Annotated in this window: 17 protein-coding genes; 4 read left to right on the top strand and 13 right to left on the bottom strand. The window is 33.8% G+C overall.

Going from position 1 to position 18,694, the window contains the following annotated elements; genetic code table 11:
- The first annotated feature begins 41 nt into the window (after nt 1-41).
- Nucleotides 42-710, top strand: a complete 669-nt coding sequence (locus tag BZARG_RS00485; RefSeq protein ID WP_008634163.1) for an ABC transporter ATP-binding protein — start codon at nt 42-44, stop codon at nt 708-710.
- Nucleotides 711-836: 126 nt separating this feature from the next.
- Here BZARG_RS00485 and BZARG_RS00480 read toward each other — a convergent pair whose 3' ends face one another.
- From BZARG_RS00480 to BZARG_RS00460, 5 genes are all read right to left on the bottom strand, one after another.
- Entirely contained in the window at nt 837-1,301 is a 465-nt protein-coding gene (locus tag BZARG_RS00480; RefSeq protein WP_008634547.1) for a hypothetical protein, read from the bottom strand.
- A 157-nt stretch (nt 1,302-1,458) separates the two neighbouring features.
- Entirely contained in the window at nt 1,459-1,773 is a 315-nt protein-coding gene (locus BZARG_RS00475) for a hypothetical protein (protein WP_008634699.1), read from the bottom strand.
- Nucleotides 1,774-2,025: 252 nt separating this feature from the next.
- Nucleotides 2,026-3,336 (bottom strand): dicarboxylate/amino acid:cation symporter, encoded by a 1,311-nt coding sequence (locus BZARG_RS00470; RefSeq protein ID WP_008634746.1) that lies wholly within the window; start codon nt 3,334-3,336, stop codon nt 2,026-2,028.
- A gap of 30 nt (nt 3,337-3,366) precedes the next feature.
- Nucleotides 3,367-4,428, bottom strand: coding sequence for a chorismate synthase (gene aroC / locus BZARG_RS00465; protein WP_008634495.1), 1,062 nt, complete (start codon nt 4,426-4,428; stop codon nt 3,367-3,369).
- Nucleotides 4,429-4,552: 124 nt separating this feature from the next.
- Nucleotides 4,553-7,468, bottom strand: coding sequence for an FAD-binding and (Fe-S)-binding domain-containing protein (locus BZARG_RS00460; protein WP_008634766.1), 2,916 nt, complete (start codon nt 7,466-7,468; stop codon nt 4,553-4,555).
- A 135-nt stretch (nt 7,469-7,603) separates the two neighbouring features.
- Here BZARG_RS00460 and BZARG_RS00455 point away from each other — a divergent pair, with 135 nt between their 5' ends.
- The 3 genes from BZARG_RS00455 to BZARG_RS00445 all read left to right on the top strand — a co-directional run bounded on the left by BZARG_RS00455 (nt 7,604) and on the right by BZARG_RS00445 (nt 10,148).
- Complete coding sequence (locus BZARG_RS00455) at nt 7,604-8,116, top strand: hypothetical protein (protein WP_008634606.1); 513 nt, start codon at nt 7,604-7,606, stop codon at nt 8,114-8,116.
- Between the two features lie 69 nt (nt 8,117-8,185).
- On the top strand, nt 8,186-9,067 hold the full coding sequence (locus BZARG_RS00450) for a sugar phosphate nucleotidyltransferase (RefSeq protein ID WP_040287859.1): 882 nt from the start codon (nt 8,186-8,188) through the stop codon (nt 9,065-9,067).
- Between the two features lies 1 nt (nt 9,068).
- Complete coding sequence (locus BZARG_RS00445) at nt 9,069-10,148, top strand: phosphotransferase enzyme family protein (protein ID WP_008634271.1); 1,080 nt, start codon at nt 9,069-9,071, stop codon at nt 10,146-10,148.
- A gap of 139 nt (nt 10,149-10,287) precedes the next feature.
- Here BZARG_RS00445 and bshA read toward each other — a convergent pair whose 3' ends face one another.
- From bshA to BZARG_RS00405, 8 genes are all read right to left on the bottom strand, one after another.
- Nucleotides 10,288-11,427 (bottom strand): N-acetyl-alpha-D-glucosaminyl L-malate synthase BshA, encoded by a 1,140-nt coding sequence (gene bshA / locus BZARG_RS00440; protein ID WP_008634538.1) that lies wholly within the window; start codon nt 11,425-11,427, stop codon nt 10,288-10,290.
- Between the two features lie 103 nt (nt 11,428-11,530).
- Nucleotides 11,531-14,446 carry a glycoside hydrolase family 3 N-terminal domain-containing protein gene (locus BZARG_RS00435; RefSeq protein ID WP_008634768.1) on the bottom strand — a complete coding sequence of 972 codons (2,916 nt, stop codon included), beginning with the start codon at nt 14,444-14,446 and terminating at the stop codon, nt 11,531-11,533.
- Nucleotides 14,447-14,679: 233 nt separating this feature from the next.
- Entirely contained in the window at nt 14,680-15,165 is a 486-nt protein-coding gene (locus BZARG_RS00430; protein WP_008634659.1) for a hypothetical protein, read from the bottom strand.
- Between the two features lie 327 nt (nt 15,166-15,492).
- Entirely contained in the window at nt 15,493-15,702 is a 210-nt protein-coding gene (locus BZARG_RS00425; RefSeq protein ID WP_008634371.1) for a hypothetical protein, read from the bottom strand.
- Between the two features lie 5 nt (nt 15,703-15,707).
- On the bottom strand, nt 15,708-16,499 hold the full coding sequence (locus tag BZARG_RS00420) for a (Fe-S)-binding protein (protein ID WP_008634400.1): 792 nt from the start codon (nt 16,497-16,499) through the stop codon (nt 15,708-15,710).
- Nucleotides 16,500-16,508: 9 nt separating this feature from the next.
- Nucleotides 16,509-16,955, bottom strand: coding sequence for an LNS2 domain-containing protein (locus tag BZARG_RS00415; RefSeq protein WP_008634516.1), 447 nt, complete (start codon nt 16,953-16,955; stop codon nt 16,509-16,511).
- Nucleotides 16,956-16,981: 26 nt separating this feature from the next.
- Nucleotides 16,982-17,275, bottom strand: coding sequence for a hypothetical protein (locus BZARG_RS00410; protein WP_008634399.1), 294 nt, complete (start codon nt 17,273-17,275; stop codon nt 16,982-16,984).
- A gap of 94 nt (nt 17,276-17,369) precedes the next feature.
- Entirely contained in the window at nt 17,370-18,683 is a 1,314-nt protein-coding gene (locus BZARG_RS00405) for a (Fe-S)-binding protein (protein WP_008634700.1), read from the bottom strand.
- Between the last annotated feature and the right edge of the window lie 11 nt (nt 18,684-18,694).

Raw genomic sequence — 18,694 nt, 5'->3', positions numbered from 1 at the left:
ACGTTATAGAAAGTATTACATTGCTTGTTCATTTTACGACAATGATTTCAGCAAAAAACATACATAAATATTACGACGATCTCCACGTATTAAATGGAGTAGATTTAAACATCAAAGCGGGTGAAATCGTTTCTATTGTTGGTGCCTCAGGTGCTGGTAAAACAACGCTTTTACAAATTTTAGGAACTTTAGATAAACCGTCTAAAAAAGAAGCTTTTACCTTTACCATAAATGGAACGGATATTAATAGTTTGTCTGAAAGAGGTTTGGCTAAATTCCGAAATGAAGAAATTGGATTTATTTTTCAGTTTCACCAATTATTACCGGAGTTTTCAGCCATAGAAAACGTTTGTATTCCTGCATTTATAAAGAAAACTAGTAAAGCTGTTGCCGAAAAACGTGCAAAAGAATTATTAGATTTTTTAGGTTTAAAAGATCGATATCACCATAAACCTAATGAGCTTTCTGGAGGTGAACAACAACGTGTTGCTGTAGCCAGAGCTTTAATAAACAATCCGAAGATACTTTTTGCAGATGAACCGTCTGGAAACCTGGATAGCGAATCGGCTGAAAATCTTCATAATCTATTCTTCCAACTTCGAGATGAGTTTGGACAAACCTTTGTTATTGTAACTCATAATGAAGAATTAGCCAATATGGCCGATCGAAAATTAACTATGGTAGATGGCCGTATTGTGAGTGGTGAATAATGTTTATATCTTGACATTTTGCATCTCTCATAGCTTGGTTACAGGCTCTAATTTGCCTATCCAACCGAAATCTGCTTATGGTGAAGTGGAATAACTAACGGTTTTTTACTGTGATGTAAAACGTGATTATTTGATTTGTATATTTAAAACAGAATTTTTCAATCTAAAGTTTTCAGCTTTTATTAATTCAACTCCTACTATACTTTCAGACGAAATATTCTGATTCTTATTTTCAATTAAATATCCATTAACATAAACATCATTTTTCTCATTTAGTCCAAAAAAGAGATTTAACTCTTTTTGCGATTTGAGTTTAATTTGGTGCTTGATTTTTGCTATGATAATTCCTGCGCTTTTTTTGTTTTCGATAAACAGGAAAGTAGAACTTAATTTTCTTTCTTTAAAAATACTAAGTTCTAAAATATTGTCAGAAGCCACTTTATTCAATAAATCAATACTTCCAATTATAGTATCATTTATTATTAAAATTGGCTTTTCAGCTTTCATTATGCTTATTTTAGAATTTTGATTTTGAGCATAAGTTGAAAATCCTATAATTAGGAGTAAAAACAACATTAATATTGATTTCATTCGGTTTTTCTTTAATGTTTTAGAACGGTTACGTATATGGAAATTTGCGTGCTTGTGTGCGATGATTTTCCGAAGGTAAATCAGAAGCTAGCAAGCACAGCAATTAACATTGGTTAAGCTAAAAATAACAATTTTTTATATACAATACTGGCAATAGTTATTTTAGCTTTATAATTTTCAAAGTTCTTTCAAGGCTTTGGTCAGAATAATTTGATATTAATTTTGTTCTTACAGAATCCTTTGTCATTTTTAGAATCTCAACTGTATAAATACTATTCAATTCCTCTTTTTCAGGTTCTCCTTTGTGATTTCGATGATTTTTTAATTCGTATTTATAATCAGTTATCCATTCGACGTCAGAGTAATAATTAAATCCGTTAGATTTTTCAATTTGAGTATTTCCTTTTCTTTCGATTATTGTTGTTCCTGTTTCAGATTTTAACTCAAACGTTCCATTTTTAAATAAGAACATTCTAATTGTGCGCTACAATTTTGGAAAATCAGTAATGTTAAAATCAGATAGATTGGGTTTTTCATAATTATTGCCAACATATTATCTCGCGAAAAAAAGAGGGCTTATTTCTCCAAACACTTCTTGAAAGTGCACTAATAAACAAGGTATTAAATCCCTTAAATCTGTAGTTTTATAAAACACAATTTTCAAAAAAGACTGTTTCAAGCACACAAATTACTTTAAACTATAAGGGTATAGCATATTGTGAATTTATTTCTTCTTATAAACATAATCATCATCCCAATTTTTAACTTTAGGTTCTCCCAGCTTTCCAACGGATTTAGCAACAATCATGGAAACAGCTGCATCTCCCGTAATATTTACTGTCGTTCGACACATATCTAGCGGTCTATCTACTGCGAAAATTAAAGCCAATCCAGCTTCTGGAATACCTGCTTGAGCTAAAACTATAACAAGCATAACCATACCGGCTCCAGGAACTGCGGCACTGCCTATAGAGGCCAATGTGGCTGTTGCAATAATTCCTAATTGCACGCCAAAGCTTAAGTCCATACCAAATGCTTGCGCAATAAAAACGGCGGCAACAGCTTGATATAAACTAGTACCATCCATATTTATCGTTGCTCCAATAGGTAAAACAAAACTTGTTACTTCTTCTTCAACTCCTAAATGTTCTTCAACACGCTCCATAGTTACCGGTAAAGTGGCGGCACTACTACTGGTTGAAAAACCTAATAATTGGGCAGGTGCAATACCATTAAAGAAAAATTTCGGCGTTTTTTTAGTGACGACATAAACCAGTAATGCATAAAACAACATCATAAGTCCTAAACCTAATAGCACACAGAATGCATACCATCCTAAAGCCTTAAATAAATCCGCGCTCGGTGCTTCTACTACCAAAGCTGCTAGTAAAGCAAACACACCGTAAGGTGCCGCTAACATAATAAGGTCTATTAACTTAAGAATTACTTCATTAAAACTATCAAAAAACTCTTTGACGGGAGCCGATTTTTTTTCAGGAATTAATATGAGTCCTATTCCAAATAATATAGCGAAGAAAATTACCTGTAACATATTACCGTTATCACTAGCTGCTTGAAAAATGTTACTCGGAACTAAATCTTCTAAAGCTTGCAGCGGTCCAGCATTTTTTTGCTTTTCAGCATCTGCAATTTTTCCATCCGCATCGCCTTTATAGCTCTCCACAAGCTCATTACGGGTTTCTTCGGAAATAGATTTACCTGGCTTAATGACATTTACAACCGTTAAGCCAATGGAAACAGCTATTAAAGTGGTTAGGATATAAAGACCAATTGTACGCCCTCCCATTTGGGATAATTTAGAGATATCCTTTAAATCGGAAACACCTTTAATTAACGACCCTAATATTAATGGTACCGCAATAAGTTTTAGCATATTTATGAAAATAGTACCAAATGGTTTCACCCAATCCGTTACTATTTGACTTCCTGATTCGAAATTAGCCATAATTAAGGCGAATCCAACACCTAAAATCATTCCTAACATAATCTGCCAATGTAATGCGAGTTTTCTCATATATATTTTTCTATATCGTTATGTAATGATCTATTTATTAGTATTATTTAAAAGGTAATAATCCGCTAGAACTAGTGCAGCCATTGCTTCTACAATAGGCACAGCTCTAGGAACAACACACGGGTCGTGGCGTCCTTTTCCTTGCATATCTACTAGTTCGCCTCTAGAATTTAATGCCTCCTGCTTTTGTATAACCGTTGCAACAGGCTTAAAAGCGACACGGAAATAAATATCCATACCATTACTAATTCCACCTTGAATACCGCCTGATAAATTCGTTTTTGTTGAACCATCGGCATTGAATAAATCGTTATGCTCTGTTCCTGTCATTTTTGCTCCACAGAAACCGCTGCCATATTCAAAACCTTTTACGGCATTTATGGACAACATCGCTTTTCCTAATTCGGCATGAAGTTTATCAAAAACAGGTTCCCCTAAACCAGCGGGTACGTTTTGCAACACACAGGTTATGGTTCCCCCAATAGTATTTCCTTGCTTTTTAATGGCTTTAATCCGATCGATCATGCGTTCGGCAGTTTCGGGATCGGGACATCGGATAACATTTGATTCTATTTGACTAAAGTCTAAATCTTGATAGGGTTTCTCCAGAAAAATATCGCCTACAGATGATGTATAGGCATGAATTTTAACCGATTTTAAAAACTGTTTTGCCAACGCTCCAGCAACAACGCGAGAAGCTGTTTCTCTGGCTGAACTGCGCCCACCACCACGATAGTCGCGAATACCATATTTTTTTTCGTAGGTATAATCAGCGTGGCTTGGTCTGTAAACGTCTTTTATATGGGAATAATCTTTAGATTTCTGATTCGCATTTTGAATGGAAAACCCAATAGGTGTTCCCGTTGTTTTACCTTCAAATATTCCTGATAAAAACTCTACTGTATCCGGCTCCTTCCGCTGCGTTACAATTTCGGATTGTCCTGGTTTACGTCTGTTTAATTCCGCTTGTATAGCATCAAAATCGACTTCTAATCCTGAAGGACAACCATCAATAATGCCGCCAATGGCAACTCCATGCGATTCGCCAAAAGTGGTGAGTTTAAATAAATTTCCGAAGGAATTTCCTGCCATAGAATCAATTTTATCGCTAATGTAAATGTATTATCACAGAAACAAAAATGGATTTATAATTAACATTCATGTTTCTTAAGTTTTTTTTCGCCCTTAATTTAATAATACATTAAGCATAAGGTGTTTACAGTAAAGCATTTTTTAATATACTAATAGGGTGAAAAGCATCTCTATTCGTACCATCCTTAATTTGATGTCGGCAACTGGTACCGTTAGCCGCAATAAAGGTTTCCTCTGAAGCTTTTCTCACGGCCGGAAAAAGTGTCTGCTCTCCTATTTGCATACTAATATCGTAATGTTCTTTTTCATAACCAAAACTCCCTGCCATTCCACAACAACCACTTGGAATTATGGTAACGCGATAGTTTTCAGGAAGATTTAATATATCAAAACTGTTTTTTTGATTGCTCAATGCCTTTTGATGACAATGTCCATGAAATTTAATAGTTTTAGCTTCCGTAGTAAATTGCTCTGCCTTAATATGTCCTAAAACGATTTCTTGCTGAAGAAATTCCTCTATTAAAAAACAGTTTTTAGAGAGTGTTTTAGCTGCTTCCTTATCATCAGCTAATTTAATGTATTCATCCCGAAAAGTTAAAATGGCTGATGGCTCGATTCCGATTAAAGGCGTTTTATCTGAAATTACTTCAGAAAATATTGATACGTTCTTATTGGCCACTTTTTTTGCTTCTTCTAAAAAACCTTTAGACAAAAATGCACGTCCCGATTCTTCATGGTTTACAAACTTTATTCGATAATTTAAAGCTTGTAATAGCATTAAAGCATCCTGACCTATTTCTGAATCCAAGTGATTGGTGAATTCATCAACAAATAAGTAAATAGTTTTAATATATTTATTTCCACTATTTCCATTTACAGAATCTGAAATATGCGTAATCAAACTTTTACTGGATATTAAAGGTAAAGTTCTTTTAGACGCAATACCCAATGATTTTTTAATTATTGAGCTCGTAAATCCATTAGAAAACATAAAGTTAGTTAGACTAGGAAATTGACTACTAAAGCCATTCAGCTTGTTATTGTAAGCGAATAATTTAGTTCGCAAACTGCTGCCATTTTCTTTTTGGTATTGGTATTCAAATTCTGCTTTTAAACTCGCTACATCTACACTACTTGGACATTCGCTTGCACAAGCTTTACAGCTAACACATAAATCGAAAACATCCTTTAATTCTTTATGATTAAACTTATTTGCTTTTTCAGAGGTTGTTAGAAACTCACGTAAGGCATTTGCTCGAGCTCGTGTTGTGTCTTTTTCATCTCTGGTGGCTCTGTAGCTCGGACACATAGTTCCGCCAAATTCTGGTAATTTCCTACAGTCGCCTGAACCGTTGCACTTTTCAGCCTCACGTAAAATCCCCAACGATGCAGAGAAATCTAAAATTGTTTCAATTTCCGGTTCTTCCCGTCCTGGTTGGTAACGCAGATTTTCATCCATTGGAAAAGCATCCACTATTTTTCCTGGATTGAATATATTATGAGGATCAAAAGCTTTCTTTACCTGTTTTATAATGGCATAATTAGCGTCTCCTATCATGAGTGGAATAAATTCAGCTCTTACTATACCATCGCCATGCTCTCCGCTCATAGAACCTCTATACTTCTTGACTAAATGGGCAACATCCGTCGTGATTTTTCTAAATAAAATAATATCTTCTTTTTGCTTTAAATTTAAAATTGGTCGTAAATGCAATTCGCCAGCACCAGCATGGGCATAATAAACAGCCTTTTGGTTATAGCTTGTCATCAATTTAGTGAAATCGGTAATATAGTTTGACAAATCAGATAAAGCTACCGCTGTGTCTTCAATACATGCAGCAGATTTTTTATCGCCTATTAAGTTCCCTAACAATCCCAATCCAGCTTTCCGCAATTCCATAGCTTTATTTATAGCTTCACCTTTAAGTATAACCTGCGCATAGCTTAATTGTAAACTTGAAACCGCCACTTCTAATTTTTCTATTTGAGAAATCAAATCAAGCTTCGTATTAGAACGCACTTCGCACATAAGAATCGCTTCGGGATCACCTTCAACAAACTGCCTGTTTTCTTGTTGTGTTTTATTATGCTTGGTTAAATCTAATATAGTCTTATCCATCATTTCACAGGTATGCAAATCATGTTGCATAACTGTTTCAACGGACTTTAAACAAGATTCAATAGAATTAAAATGTAAACAAATAAGCGCGGATTCAGTTGGCGGTAAATCATCCAATTGAAGTGTTATTTCTGTTGTAAAAGCTAATGTGCCTTCGCTACCTGATAATAGCTGACACATATTGAATGGTTTCTCCGAGTTCTTAAACACATCAGAATCTATTAATTTATCAATGGCATAACCTGTATTTCGCCGGTGTATTTCTGGCTTTGGAAATTCTTCTAAAATATGCGCTTGTACGGTTTTTGATTTCAACTCATTATAAACCGAATTATATATACGCCCTTCAAAATTTGGTTCTTCAGTCTTTTTATAAAACTCTTTGGAAGATATTTCTGTAAAATAGGCTTCGCTCCCATCACTTAATATAGTTCGAAGTGCTTTAACTTTATCACGAGTTACACCATATTGAATAGATGTTGTTCCCGAAGAATTATTCCCAACCATACCACCAATCATACAACGGTTTGACGTGGACGTATTGGGTCCAAAAAATAAGCCAAACGGCTTTAAATAATTATTTAAAACATCCCGAACAACACCAGGTTGGACCACAATCGTTTTTTTTGACTGATTAAAGCTCAAAATCTGATTAAAATGTTTAGAAACATCAACTACAATTCCACCACCCACACATTGTCCAGCTAACGAAGTCCCAGCTGCTCTAAAAATTAAGGACGTTTGGTGTTTATTTGAGAATTGAATGAGTTTCTGAATATCGTAAATATCTATGGGATAAACCACTGCAAGCGGTATCATACGATACACAGATGCATCTGTGGCATAGATTGATTTCATTAAGTCATCAAAGAACATCTCACCTTTTAAAGTTTGCTTTAAAGATTGTAAATATGAATCCAAATTAATATTTATTTAGTTGCCTTAAAACTAACAAGAATTTCATTATAATAGATGTTTTAACGTTATTTTTGCATTTGTAAAGATCTATTTTTTTATATTAAACGTAGATTGAATAACTTAAAACTATAAATAATTATGAAAAAGACATTTTTGGCTATTATAGCCTGTTTGGGATTTGTTGCTATGGGTTTTGCACAAGAAATATCAAAAAACGCCATTGGTTTACGTTTAGGTGATAGCGATGGTTTTGGAGCTGAAGTTTCTTACCAGCGGGCTATTGGAGACAACAACCGTTTGGAGTTTGACTTGGGATGGAGAGATGGTAAATATTACGATGGTTTTAAATTAGCTGGACTATACCAATGGGTTTGGAATATTGAAGGTGGTTTTAACTGGTATGCTGGTCCAGGTGTAGGTTTTGGAGCTTATAAAGTTGACGATTACTATTATAGAGATCAAGACTTTTATAAAAAAAATGATTCAGATGCCTTTTTATTTTTGGCAGGAGTTATTGGTATTGAATATAGTTTTGATTTTCCATTATTATTATCTTTAGATTTTAGACCAGAATTAGGCTTTGGAAACAGCGATTACGATAATAACGATTTAGATTTTGATATAGGATTAGGTGTTAGATACCAATTCTAATCACTTATAAAAAACAATTTTTAAAAAGTACATCACATAATGATGTGCTTTTTTTTTTACATTTGTTTTATGGTAAAGAGAACCTTGGCAATAATGGCTGCAGGGATGGGATCCCGTTTTGGAAGTTTAAAGCAATTACACCCTGTTTACGATACTTATGCAATCATGGATTACAGCATACATGATGCTATTCAAGTCGGTTACAATCATATTGTTTTTATTGTTAGAGATGAAATTTTAGAGTCTTTTAAAAAGCGCTATATTCACTCTTTTCCGGAAGACATTTATGTAGAGTTTCTAATTCAAAGCAATATATTACCAGATTCTCAAACTCGAAAAAAACCTTGGGGAACGGGTCATGCATTACTAGCTTTAAAAGAAACAATTACCAACGATTTCACCTTAATAAATGCTGACGATTTTTATGGGAGGCACGCATTTCAGCTCATGTACAACGCCATATTTAATGAAACCAGTTCAAATCATTTTCTAGTTGGATACGCTTTAAAAAACACTTTGTCTGAAAACGGTTCGGTATCTCGAGGTATTTGTAGGATAGATGCCAATGATAATTTAAGAGGTATTGAAGAACAAACGGCCATTGGTAAAAATGAAGTTGGTGCTATTATAATTTTGAATGATGAAAACCCAAAACCTCTCAAACCAGATACGCTGGTTTCTATGAACTTTTGGGGCTTTAAACAATATGTTTTTAATGTTGTAGAAGATTTATTTTCGGCGTTTATTAACGATATTTCCGATTTCGAGAAAGATGAATTCTATATCACTTATATTATTAATCATCTTGTTGAAAACAGCTCAACTAATATAAAAGTGCTAGCTACAAATGATGCTTGGTTTGGTATTACTTATTTAGCCGATGAATTTTTGGCACGAAAGCAGATTAAATCCTTTATTGAAGTAAACAAATACCCTAAAAAACTTTGGTAGAATGAAAACTGAATTAGATTTTATTTGCGGTGTTTTCAATATCAAATTACCATTAAAGTCGTTGGAAACCTTAAAATCGGGACATATAAATGACACGTATTTGGTAACTTCAGAAAACGACGATAAGTTTGTTATTCAGAAGTTAAACAGTCAAGTTTTTAATAATGCCAAAGCAGTTATTGCTAATAAAATTTTGGTTTGCGAGCATTTACGGGCCAATTATAAAAAAACAAATTCGCCTTATATAGCAGTAAGCTATTTAAAAACATTTGAAAATAATTACATCTTTCACCACGAAGATGGTTTCTGGAATGTCATGCGCTTTATTCCAAAGGCTCTCACCATCGAAATTGCTGAAACTGCCGATTTAGCTTATGAAGCTGGAAAGTTATATGGTGATTTTATTGGTAATACCCAGACGATTCTACCAATGTCTATATCCGAAACACTTAAAGACTTTCATTCCGTACCTTGGCGTTTTTCACAATTTGAAACGGCATTAAAACAAGCTGAATCACAACGTATCGAAAAAGCTACTAAATTGATTGCTTTTGCCAAACAGCATCAAACAGAAATGTGCAAATTGGCCACTTTACAAGCAGATGGCTATTTTCCAATTCGTATTACACACAATGACGCCAAATTATCTAATATTCTATTTGATCAAAACCATAAAGGACTTGCCGTTATTGATTTAGATACTGTTATGCCTGGATTGATACATTATGATTTTGGCGACTCTGTACGTTCTATTTGTGCCGCAGCAGCCGAAGATGAAACAGATTTAAACAAAATAAAAATAGATTTAAAGCTTTACGAAGCTTATTGCAAAGGGTTTGCATTAAAAACAAAATCTATTCTAACCACAGAAGAAATTGCTTTCCTTCCATTAAGCGTGCAAACTATTATATATATAATGGGATTACGTTTTTTAACGGATTTCTTGAATAACGATAGCTATTATAAAACGGCTTACGACACGCATAATTTTGATCGTGCCGTGAATCAATTCACCTTGTTGCAGTCTGTTTTTAATAATTTAGATTGCATCCATTATATTACCAAAACGCAGTTTACATAATATCGCGTAATGTTTTATTTTTACGCGGCTTATCACTAGTTCCACCTCTAAAATAGGGTGTTTTGGTACTTGCACAATTATTAATACCGAATACAGGTGGTGTTATTCCTAAAAACAGACTTATAAAAAGGAAGTGGGCTTACTTGGAAACTTCACTTTTTCTTAAAGTTTTTTGATATATAGCCTCATATAGTGGAACTATTTTAGCAATATCGAATCTAGCGGCTTGTTTTGCTGCTTGAAGTTTAAATTTATTGAGTGTTTCGTCATCTTTCAAAATACTGATGGCATTTTTACTCATTTCAGCTATATTACCAACATCACTTAAGTAACCTGAAACTCCGTGAACATTCACTTCTGGAATACCTCCCGAATTACTTGAAATAACTGGAACGCCAGACGCCATAGCTTCTAAAGCTGCTAATCCAAAACTTTCTGTTTGGGAAGGCAGAACGAATAAATCGGAAAAACATAAAATCCGATCAATTTCGTTACTATTTCCTAAAAACATCACTTTGTTTTCTATACCTAATTCTTGAGCTAAAAGCTCTGCTTCCTCTTTTTCAGGACCTTCGCCTACCATCATTAATTTGGCTGGTATTTCTTTCTGAATGTTATAAAATATCTTGATAACATCGTTTATTCGTTTAACAGGTCGGAAATTACTAATATGAGTTATAATACGCTCTTCATCGGTTGCCATCATAGCTCGTTGACAATCGGTGAAATTATTATTATATTTTGCGATATCAATAAAGTTGGTAATTACTTCAATGTTCTTTTTAATATCGAATAAACGCAAAGTATCTTTTTTTAAACTTTCAGAAACGGAAGTAACAGCGTCCGAGTTATTTATACTAAAAGTAACCGCGCTTTTATAAAAAGGATGACTTCCTACTAACGTAATATCTGTTCCATGTAAAGTGGTTACAAACGGTAGATTAATACCTTCTTCTTCCAACATTTTTTTCGCCATATACGCCGCATAAGCATGTGGAATAGCGTAATGAACATGTAAAACCTCTATTCCGTGGAGTTTTACCATATCTACTAATTTACTAGAAAGTGCCAACTCGTAAGGCTGATAATGAAATAACGGGTACTCTGGAACGGTTACCTCATGAAAATGCACATTACTACCTAACAAATCCAATCTTACTGGTTGTTTATAGGTTATAAAATGAACTTCGTGACCACGTTTTGAAAGCTCAATTCCTAACTCTGTAGCTACTACACCACTTCCTCCAAACGTTGGGTAACAAACGATTCCTATTTTCATGATTTTATTATCTATTAAAGTTTCTTTTTGAAGTGAACTTTACTTATTTATAATTTCAGAGTTGGTCGTAATAAAATGAGATTCTATACAAGCAATCGAAAAACTAATCGATTATAGCCTCATAAATTAACTTCTGAATATCTGTTCTAATATTTTCTCTTAACAAAGTATTTGAACCCGCTTTAGGAAATGTTCTATTAGCCAGAAATACATAAACGATTTCTTCTTCTGGATCTGCCCATGCATAGGTTCCAGTAAATCCAGAATGTCCAAAACTAGACATAGAAACACAACCACAAGTTGGACCTGTGTCTGATAGTTGCGGTTTGTCGAAACCTACACCACGACGGTTATTTTCATCACAATAGAAACAGGTATTAAATTTATCCAATGTTTCTGGTTTAAAATAGCGTTTACCGCCATAAAATCCTTTTTGTAAAAAAGTTTGCATAATTTTGGCTACATCGTTTGCATTACTAAATATTCCTGCGTGACCGCCTACTCCACCTTGCATGGCAGCACCCATGTCATGGACAAAACCTTGAATTTTTTGATGACGGTAATAATCGTCTATTTCTGTAGGAACAATATTAATATCACTAAAAATGTTATTCGGATTATAAGTTGTGTGATTAGCGCCTAAAGATTGATAAAAACGATCCTGAACTAATTCATCCATTCCTTTATCATAGTGCTTTTCCAAATACTTCTTTAAAATAAAATACGGTAAATCGCTGTATCGGTAATGCAGACTTTTTAATAGATCGCTATCCTTAATACGTTTCTGTATAGTATCTTGATAATCTGAACGCATGTATAAATCATTTGCCACTTTTACGGTAAATTTTCCACCTGATTCCTTTCTGTAATATTTAGGGTCTGGACGCTTATTAATATCCAATGTGGCAAAATAAAATGGAATCCATGGATTTAAACGTGCATAATGGGATAGCATTTGCTTTAAAGTGATGTCCTTTTTATTTGAGTTAACATAATCTGGAAGGATTCTAGATAATTTAGTGTCCAAAGAAACTATACCTTTTTCCTCCAGCTCCATAATTAACGGTAAGGTTGCTAATATTTTGGTTAATGAAGCAACATCATACATATCATTAAATTTAACCGGTTCGGCATTTTTATCATAGGTATGTTTACCAAAGTTTTTACTGTAAATAACCTTCCCTTTTCTGGCAACTAGCAACTGAATACCAGGCGTCATTTTTTCATCTACGGCACGTTGTGCAATGGCATCAATTTTATTAAGTTTTTCGGTACTCATGCCAACACGTTCTGGAATGGCATAACCCAATCGTGACAAACTAGATAGGGTTAATCCATTACCGGCTACAAATCCATTTCCAATGGAAACAGGCAATGAACCTTGGGCTTGAATAGCGCCAAAAATTACTTGTGCCGAAGCGTCTTGAGCAAAAGGACTATTTTGATAACTAACAACTAATCCTTCTACATTCTCCAATGTTTTAAGGTCTAATAAGGCGTAAGGTCTTACAAAAACGTCTAAAATAACCGTATTTGTTCTGGCTATTTCATAAAGCCAAACCATCTCTTTATTTGTAAAAGCAAAGCTTTTCCAAGGATTATCGTTAGAGCGATGAAATCCGATAATAACAGTATTATAAGCCTTTAAATTTTCAATAACTTCGTCTAAATTATTACCGACTACTTCATGAACTTTACCATATTTCTGAAGACCTTTTAGAAAATCTGAACCATCATCATCACCTAATTTCAGGTAGGCAATTTTTTTAGTTTCCAAATTGCGAATTGGCAAAATATCTCCTTTATTTTTTACAACTGTAATCGCATTTTCCATCAATTTTTGATAGAGCGCATCATCTTCCGTCCTATTCAAATCAGCCAATAGATTATCTAGTTTAACAGGTTTAAGATTATTTAAACCAACTTTATATTTCGCCTTCAGTATTTTTTTAACCGAATAAGCTAATCGTTCTTCTGAAATAATCCCAGAATCATAAGCTTCTTTTAGTTTTTGAGCCGCTCTTGGTACATCTTCAGATATTAGTAAAATATCGTTACCAGCTAAAAATGCGGCTAAATCTATGTCCCCTGGACTACTAAAATTTGCGACACCTTTCATATTTAGTGCATCGGTAAAAATAAGGCCTTTAAAGCCCATTTTTTCTTTAAGGATATCGGTGATGATATGTTTTGATAAAGAAGAAGGTAAACCATTTTGAGGTTCTAGTGCAGGAACATTTAAATGTGCCACCATAACACTAGAAACACCTTCTTTTATTAAACGCCTATAAGGATATATCTCTATGGAGTCGATTCGTTTTAAGTCAAAATCAATAGTCGGTAAAGCTAAATGTGAATCTGTATCTGTATCACCATGCCCAGGAAAATGTTTAGCGCTAGATAATACGCCAGCCTGATGCATTCCGTGCATAAACGCAGATGCTTTTTCAGTTACATTATCACGATCTTCGCCAAAAGAGCGATTTCCGATTATCGGGTTTTTGGGATTTGTATTTATATCAATATCAGGAGCAAAATTAAAGTGTACACCTAAACGTCTACAATGTTCGCCAATATGATATCCCGCCTTTTCAACCAGCTTATTGTTTTTTATGGCTCCTAACGTCATGTTCCAAGGAAATGCATAAGTAGAATCTAAACGCATACTTAAACCCCATTCTGCATCCATACCAATTAACAAAGGCACTTTTGCAGCGCTTTGTAAAGTATTATTGAATTTTGCCTGACTGACTGGATCGCCTTTTGAGAAAATTATACCACCAATATGATTATTGGTTACCATTTGACTGATAATATTTTCATGTCGCAAGCCCATATTAGAAAAAGCTTGCACCATAAATAATTGTCCTATTTTTTGATCTAGCGTAAAACCATCGTAAATGCTATCAACCCATTTTTTTTGATTTTCTACATCGGGTGTTAACAATGGATCTGTAGTTTGGGCGTACACAAACGACTTTGAAGCAATAAAAAGAACTAATATAAATAGTAATCGCATATGGTGAGGAATTATTTAATATAAATTCAATAAAAACTATGCCAAATTACCATTTTTAGCATAATTAATACAGACTTTAAGATAGATTTATAAGGTAGAGGAAGACCAATTGGTTGATGTCTTCTTAAATTCATAGAGAAAATCAAAATATAGATTTACTTCAACTTAATTTAATAAATTCTGTGAGAAAAAATATTAACTAAAAATAAATCAACTATGCCCTTTGCTCTATATTATTTTATGAAACGTCCATGCCAGCTTTCGCTTGCAGGCACTTCCCAATACTCCTTAAATTCTGCTATATTATTCACCAAATTATTAAAAACGATGGTGTTTTTAGAAACGGAGCGGTCTTTTGCCATTTTTCTGAAGTCGGTTAAGGTTTTATAGGCAATAAAATCACCTTGCTTGTAAGACACGTTCATTTTATCCATTAAATCCACATTGTAATCCTTCTCCAATTCTTGGATAAAATTAACAGATGCATCAATGGAACAGCCCGTTGCTTTATTTATAGACTGGTTTAGAGCCAATACAATAAATCGTTTGTATTCAATAGTGTATCCAGCTTGCAAATCGCTACCGTGTGCAGCCCAGTTAGTTACAAATATATCGAGTTTAGCTTTAATTTCTTCAATTTCAGCATCCGTAAACGTGCGGTTTGCTTGATAAATCCAAACACGTGATTCTTCGGGTAATGTATTAAAATCTACTAACATTATTTTTTTATTTATTATTAATCATACTTATTGTCATTCCCAAAATAAGGTCATACGACAAAAAATATAGCAAAAATTGTTTCAATTGAAAGGTTGAATTATTGGTGAAATTAGAGGCAGCCTTTGATACTACGAATACTATTCTTTGAACGCATCCAACAATAAACACTTTTTTATTACTTTTGTAAGTAATCATTTCTTGATTATTCTAAATCGTAATACTTAAAACATAACAATAAGCCATAATGCTTAAAGTAAGCATTATACCATTCGAAATTCACACAAGTAATACTTGCAATCGGTGTTAATACCAATTGCAATTTCTAATTATTTATTGCGTTTTTCTTCTTCCTTTTTCACCTTTCGACGCGCCATAAAGGCATTAAAAAATCCAAATAACACAAAGTGCAATCCAAATTTCCATAATAAAAAGGGTCTATCCATATAATAATCGAATACCACCATAACGAGGGCAAACATAATTCCAGATATAACTCCTAATTTGATATACGTTTTATTTTTTTCAAAAAAGCTCATAAGTTTTATAAATCGTCAGCATTAGCAATCAGTTCAGCAATATCCATAACCTCTATTTTACTTTCTTGGTCTTTTGCTTTTACACCATCGGTCATCATGGTGTTACAAAAAGGACAACCAGCGGCAATAATTTCTGGTTTAATTTCCATGGCTTCCTCGGTACGTTCAACGTTAATTTCTTTATCACCTTTTTCAGCATCTTTAAACATTTGTGCACCACCTGCGCCACAGCATAAACCACGACTTTTACAGCTTTTCATCTCTACTAATTCGGCATCCAATTTACGAATTAAATCGCGTGGTGCTTCATAAACACCATTACCACGACCCAGAAAACACGGATCATGAAATGTTATTCGTTTACCTTTAAATTGACCTCCTTCGATAGTTAAACGACCATCGTTTAAAAGAGATTTTAAAAATTGAGTGTGGTGCATTACTTCATATTTCCCACCGAGTTCTGGATACTCATTTTTCATGGTATTAAAGCAATGCGGACAAGTGGTAACGATTTTGGTAATCTCGTAAGCATTCAAGACTTCTATATTGGTCATGGCTTGCATTTGAAACAAAAATTCATTTCCGCTTCGCTTTGCAGGATCGCCAGTACAACCTTCTTCCGTACCTAGAACAGCAAAATCAACATTTGATTTATTTAATATTTTTACAAATGCTTTTGTTATTTTTTTGGCTCTATCATCAAAACTACCAGCACAACCAACCCAGAATAATACTTCTGGTTGCTTGCCTTCTGCCATATATTCTGCCATGGTTGGCACTTTAAGTTGTTCGCTCATTATAAATTATTATTCGTTTGGACCATCATCAAAAACTTGGATGGTGATTTTTTTATCGACTAAATCTGTAAATTTTCCTTTGTATTGTGTGGCTTTCACCAAATGGTTATCTATCCAATGGTAATTGCCACCTCGTGGTTTTCCCATTAATAAACTATGGAATCTAAATCCATGTTTATTAAGCCATTTTTCGGTAACCTCACGATGATCCTCTATTCTGGATGTGAAAAAACATATTAAATGCCCTTCATCGTGCCATTTATTGCAGGTAATTAGAGCGTCCGGATAAGGCTTGCAGGTTTCCATGCGTTCAGGCTCTTCATTAGGAACATCTTCCGTAATAGTTCCATCAATATCTATTAAATAATTCTTTACGCCTTCTGGCAGAATAGGGCTGATTTTTTCACCTGCTTCTACTTTATCATGTAACAATTTATCGGCGTCCTCTCTTTTCATTTTAAAACTTATTTAATAGTACTTTTCTATGGCGATTTTTCGTTTATAGTTTCCGTATCAATACCTAAAAAATCATCTTTAGCTATCCTAATTATGATTGCTAACTTTTTTTTTCCATTAACTAATATGTTTTCAGGATAATAACGCTCATCATATGAACGACGTAAAGCGGCGTTTCCCATACTAGTGGTTTGAGCGTCTGAACAATAATCGCAAAAAACTTTTAGCAATTTAATATCTTTAGCTTCCTTATTTTTATAAGTTATTTGTGTATAAACTTTTATTTGTAAAGAATCTTTAGCATAACCTTGTCCTTGCATGTTTCCAATTCCTAAAAATAGAAATGCAATAATTAATAAACTATATGTTGAAACAGAATTCTTAACGGTTTTTCAGTTTATAGTACCTAATTACTTATTCGTTTTTCCAGTTTAATCGATCCATTTGGTTGTAAGGCCAAGGTGCCGCATTATTTTCAATATTGGTCATCATGTTATTTAATTCCATTGGAGCAGCACTTTGTTCCATCACTAAATAACGACGCATATCCATAATTATAGAAAGCGGATCAATACTAACAGGACAAGCTTCGACACATGCATTACATGATGTACAAGCCCATAATTCTTCACGCGTAATATAATCGTCTAATAATTGCTTACCATCATCTACAAAAACTCCTTTATTGGCGTCAATATTTTTTCCTACTTCTTCTAATCTATCGCGCGTATCCATCATGATTTTTCGCGGTGATAATTTTTTACCTGTTATATTAGCTGGGCATTCATTAGTGCAACGTCCGCATTCTGTACAGGTATAAGCGTTTAGTAATTGTACCCAATTTAAATCTTGAACGTCACTAGCACCAAATTTAGCTGGTATTTCATCAGCATCCTCTTCAGGTGCTGCTGCATAAGGATCGGCATCTGGATCCATCATCATTTTAACCTCTTTTGTTACTGCTACCAAATTATCAAGCTGTCCTTTTGGTTTTACTTTACCATAATAGGTGTTTGGAAATGCCAATAGAATATGTAAATGCTTTGAAAAATATAGATAGTTTAGAAATCCTAAAATTCCTAAAATATGTAACCACCAAGCCGAACGTTCTATAACTGCAATTGTTACTTCAGGTAATCCACTAAAAAGTGGTGCTATAAATTGACTGATTACATTACCAGAATTCATACTTTGAAACGCTGTATCTGTCGCATTCATGACTAAGAATAAGGCCATTAAAATCATTTCAATATAAAGAATGATATTTCCATCACTTTTTGGCCAACCTTTCATTTCTGCTTTCCAAAAACGTTGAATCTTAATTACATTTCTACGTATCCAAAAAATAACAACTGAAACAAAAACTAAAGCAGCTAATATTTCAAACGAGGCTATTAAAAACCCGTAAACTGATGTTGGTAATAATTCGGAAAAAATTCTGTGAGAGCCAAATAAACCATCGATAATTATTTCAAGAACCTCAATGTTTATAATAATAAAGCCCACATAAACAATAACATGTAAAAATCCAGAAACTGGACGTTTTACCATTTTACTTTGACCTAAAGCAATGTTTATCATGTTTTTCCAACGTTGCGATGTATTATCACTTACGTCTACATCTTGGCCCAACTTTATATTACGAAATAGCTTTCGAATATTGTTAGCAAAATAGCCAATACCAATTATTAATGCAATGGCAAAAAGTATGTTGGGAATATAATTCATGGTTAGTTTGG

Origin of the sequence: Bizionia argentinensis JUB59 (genome assembly GCF_000224335.1) — a bacterium.
GTDB classification, from domain to species: domain Bacteria; phylum Bacteroidota; class Bacteroidia; order Flavobacteriales; family Flavobacteriaceae; genus Algorimicrobium; species Algorimicrobium argentinense.
This window is presented reverse-complemented; position numbering and strand designations above follow the sequence as displayed.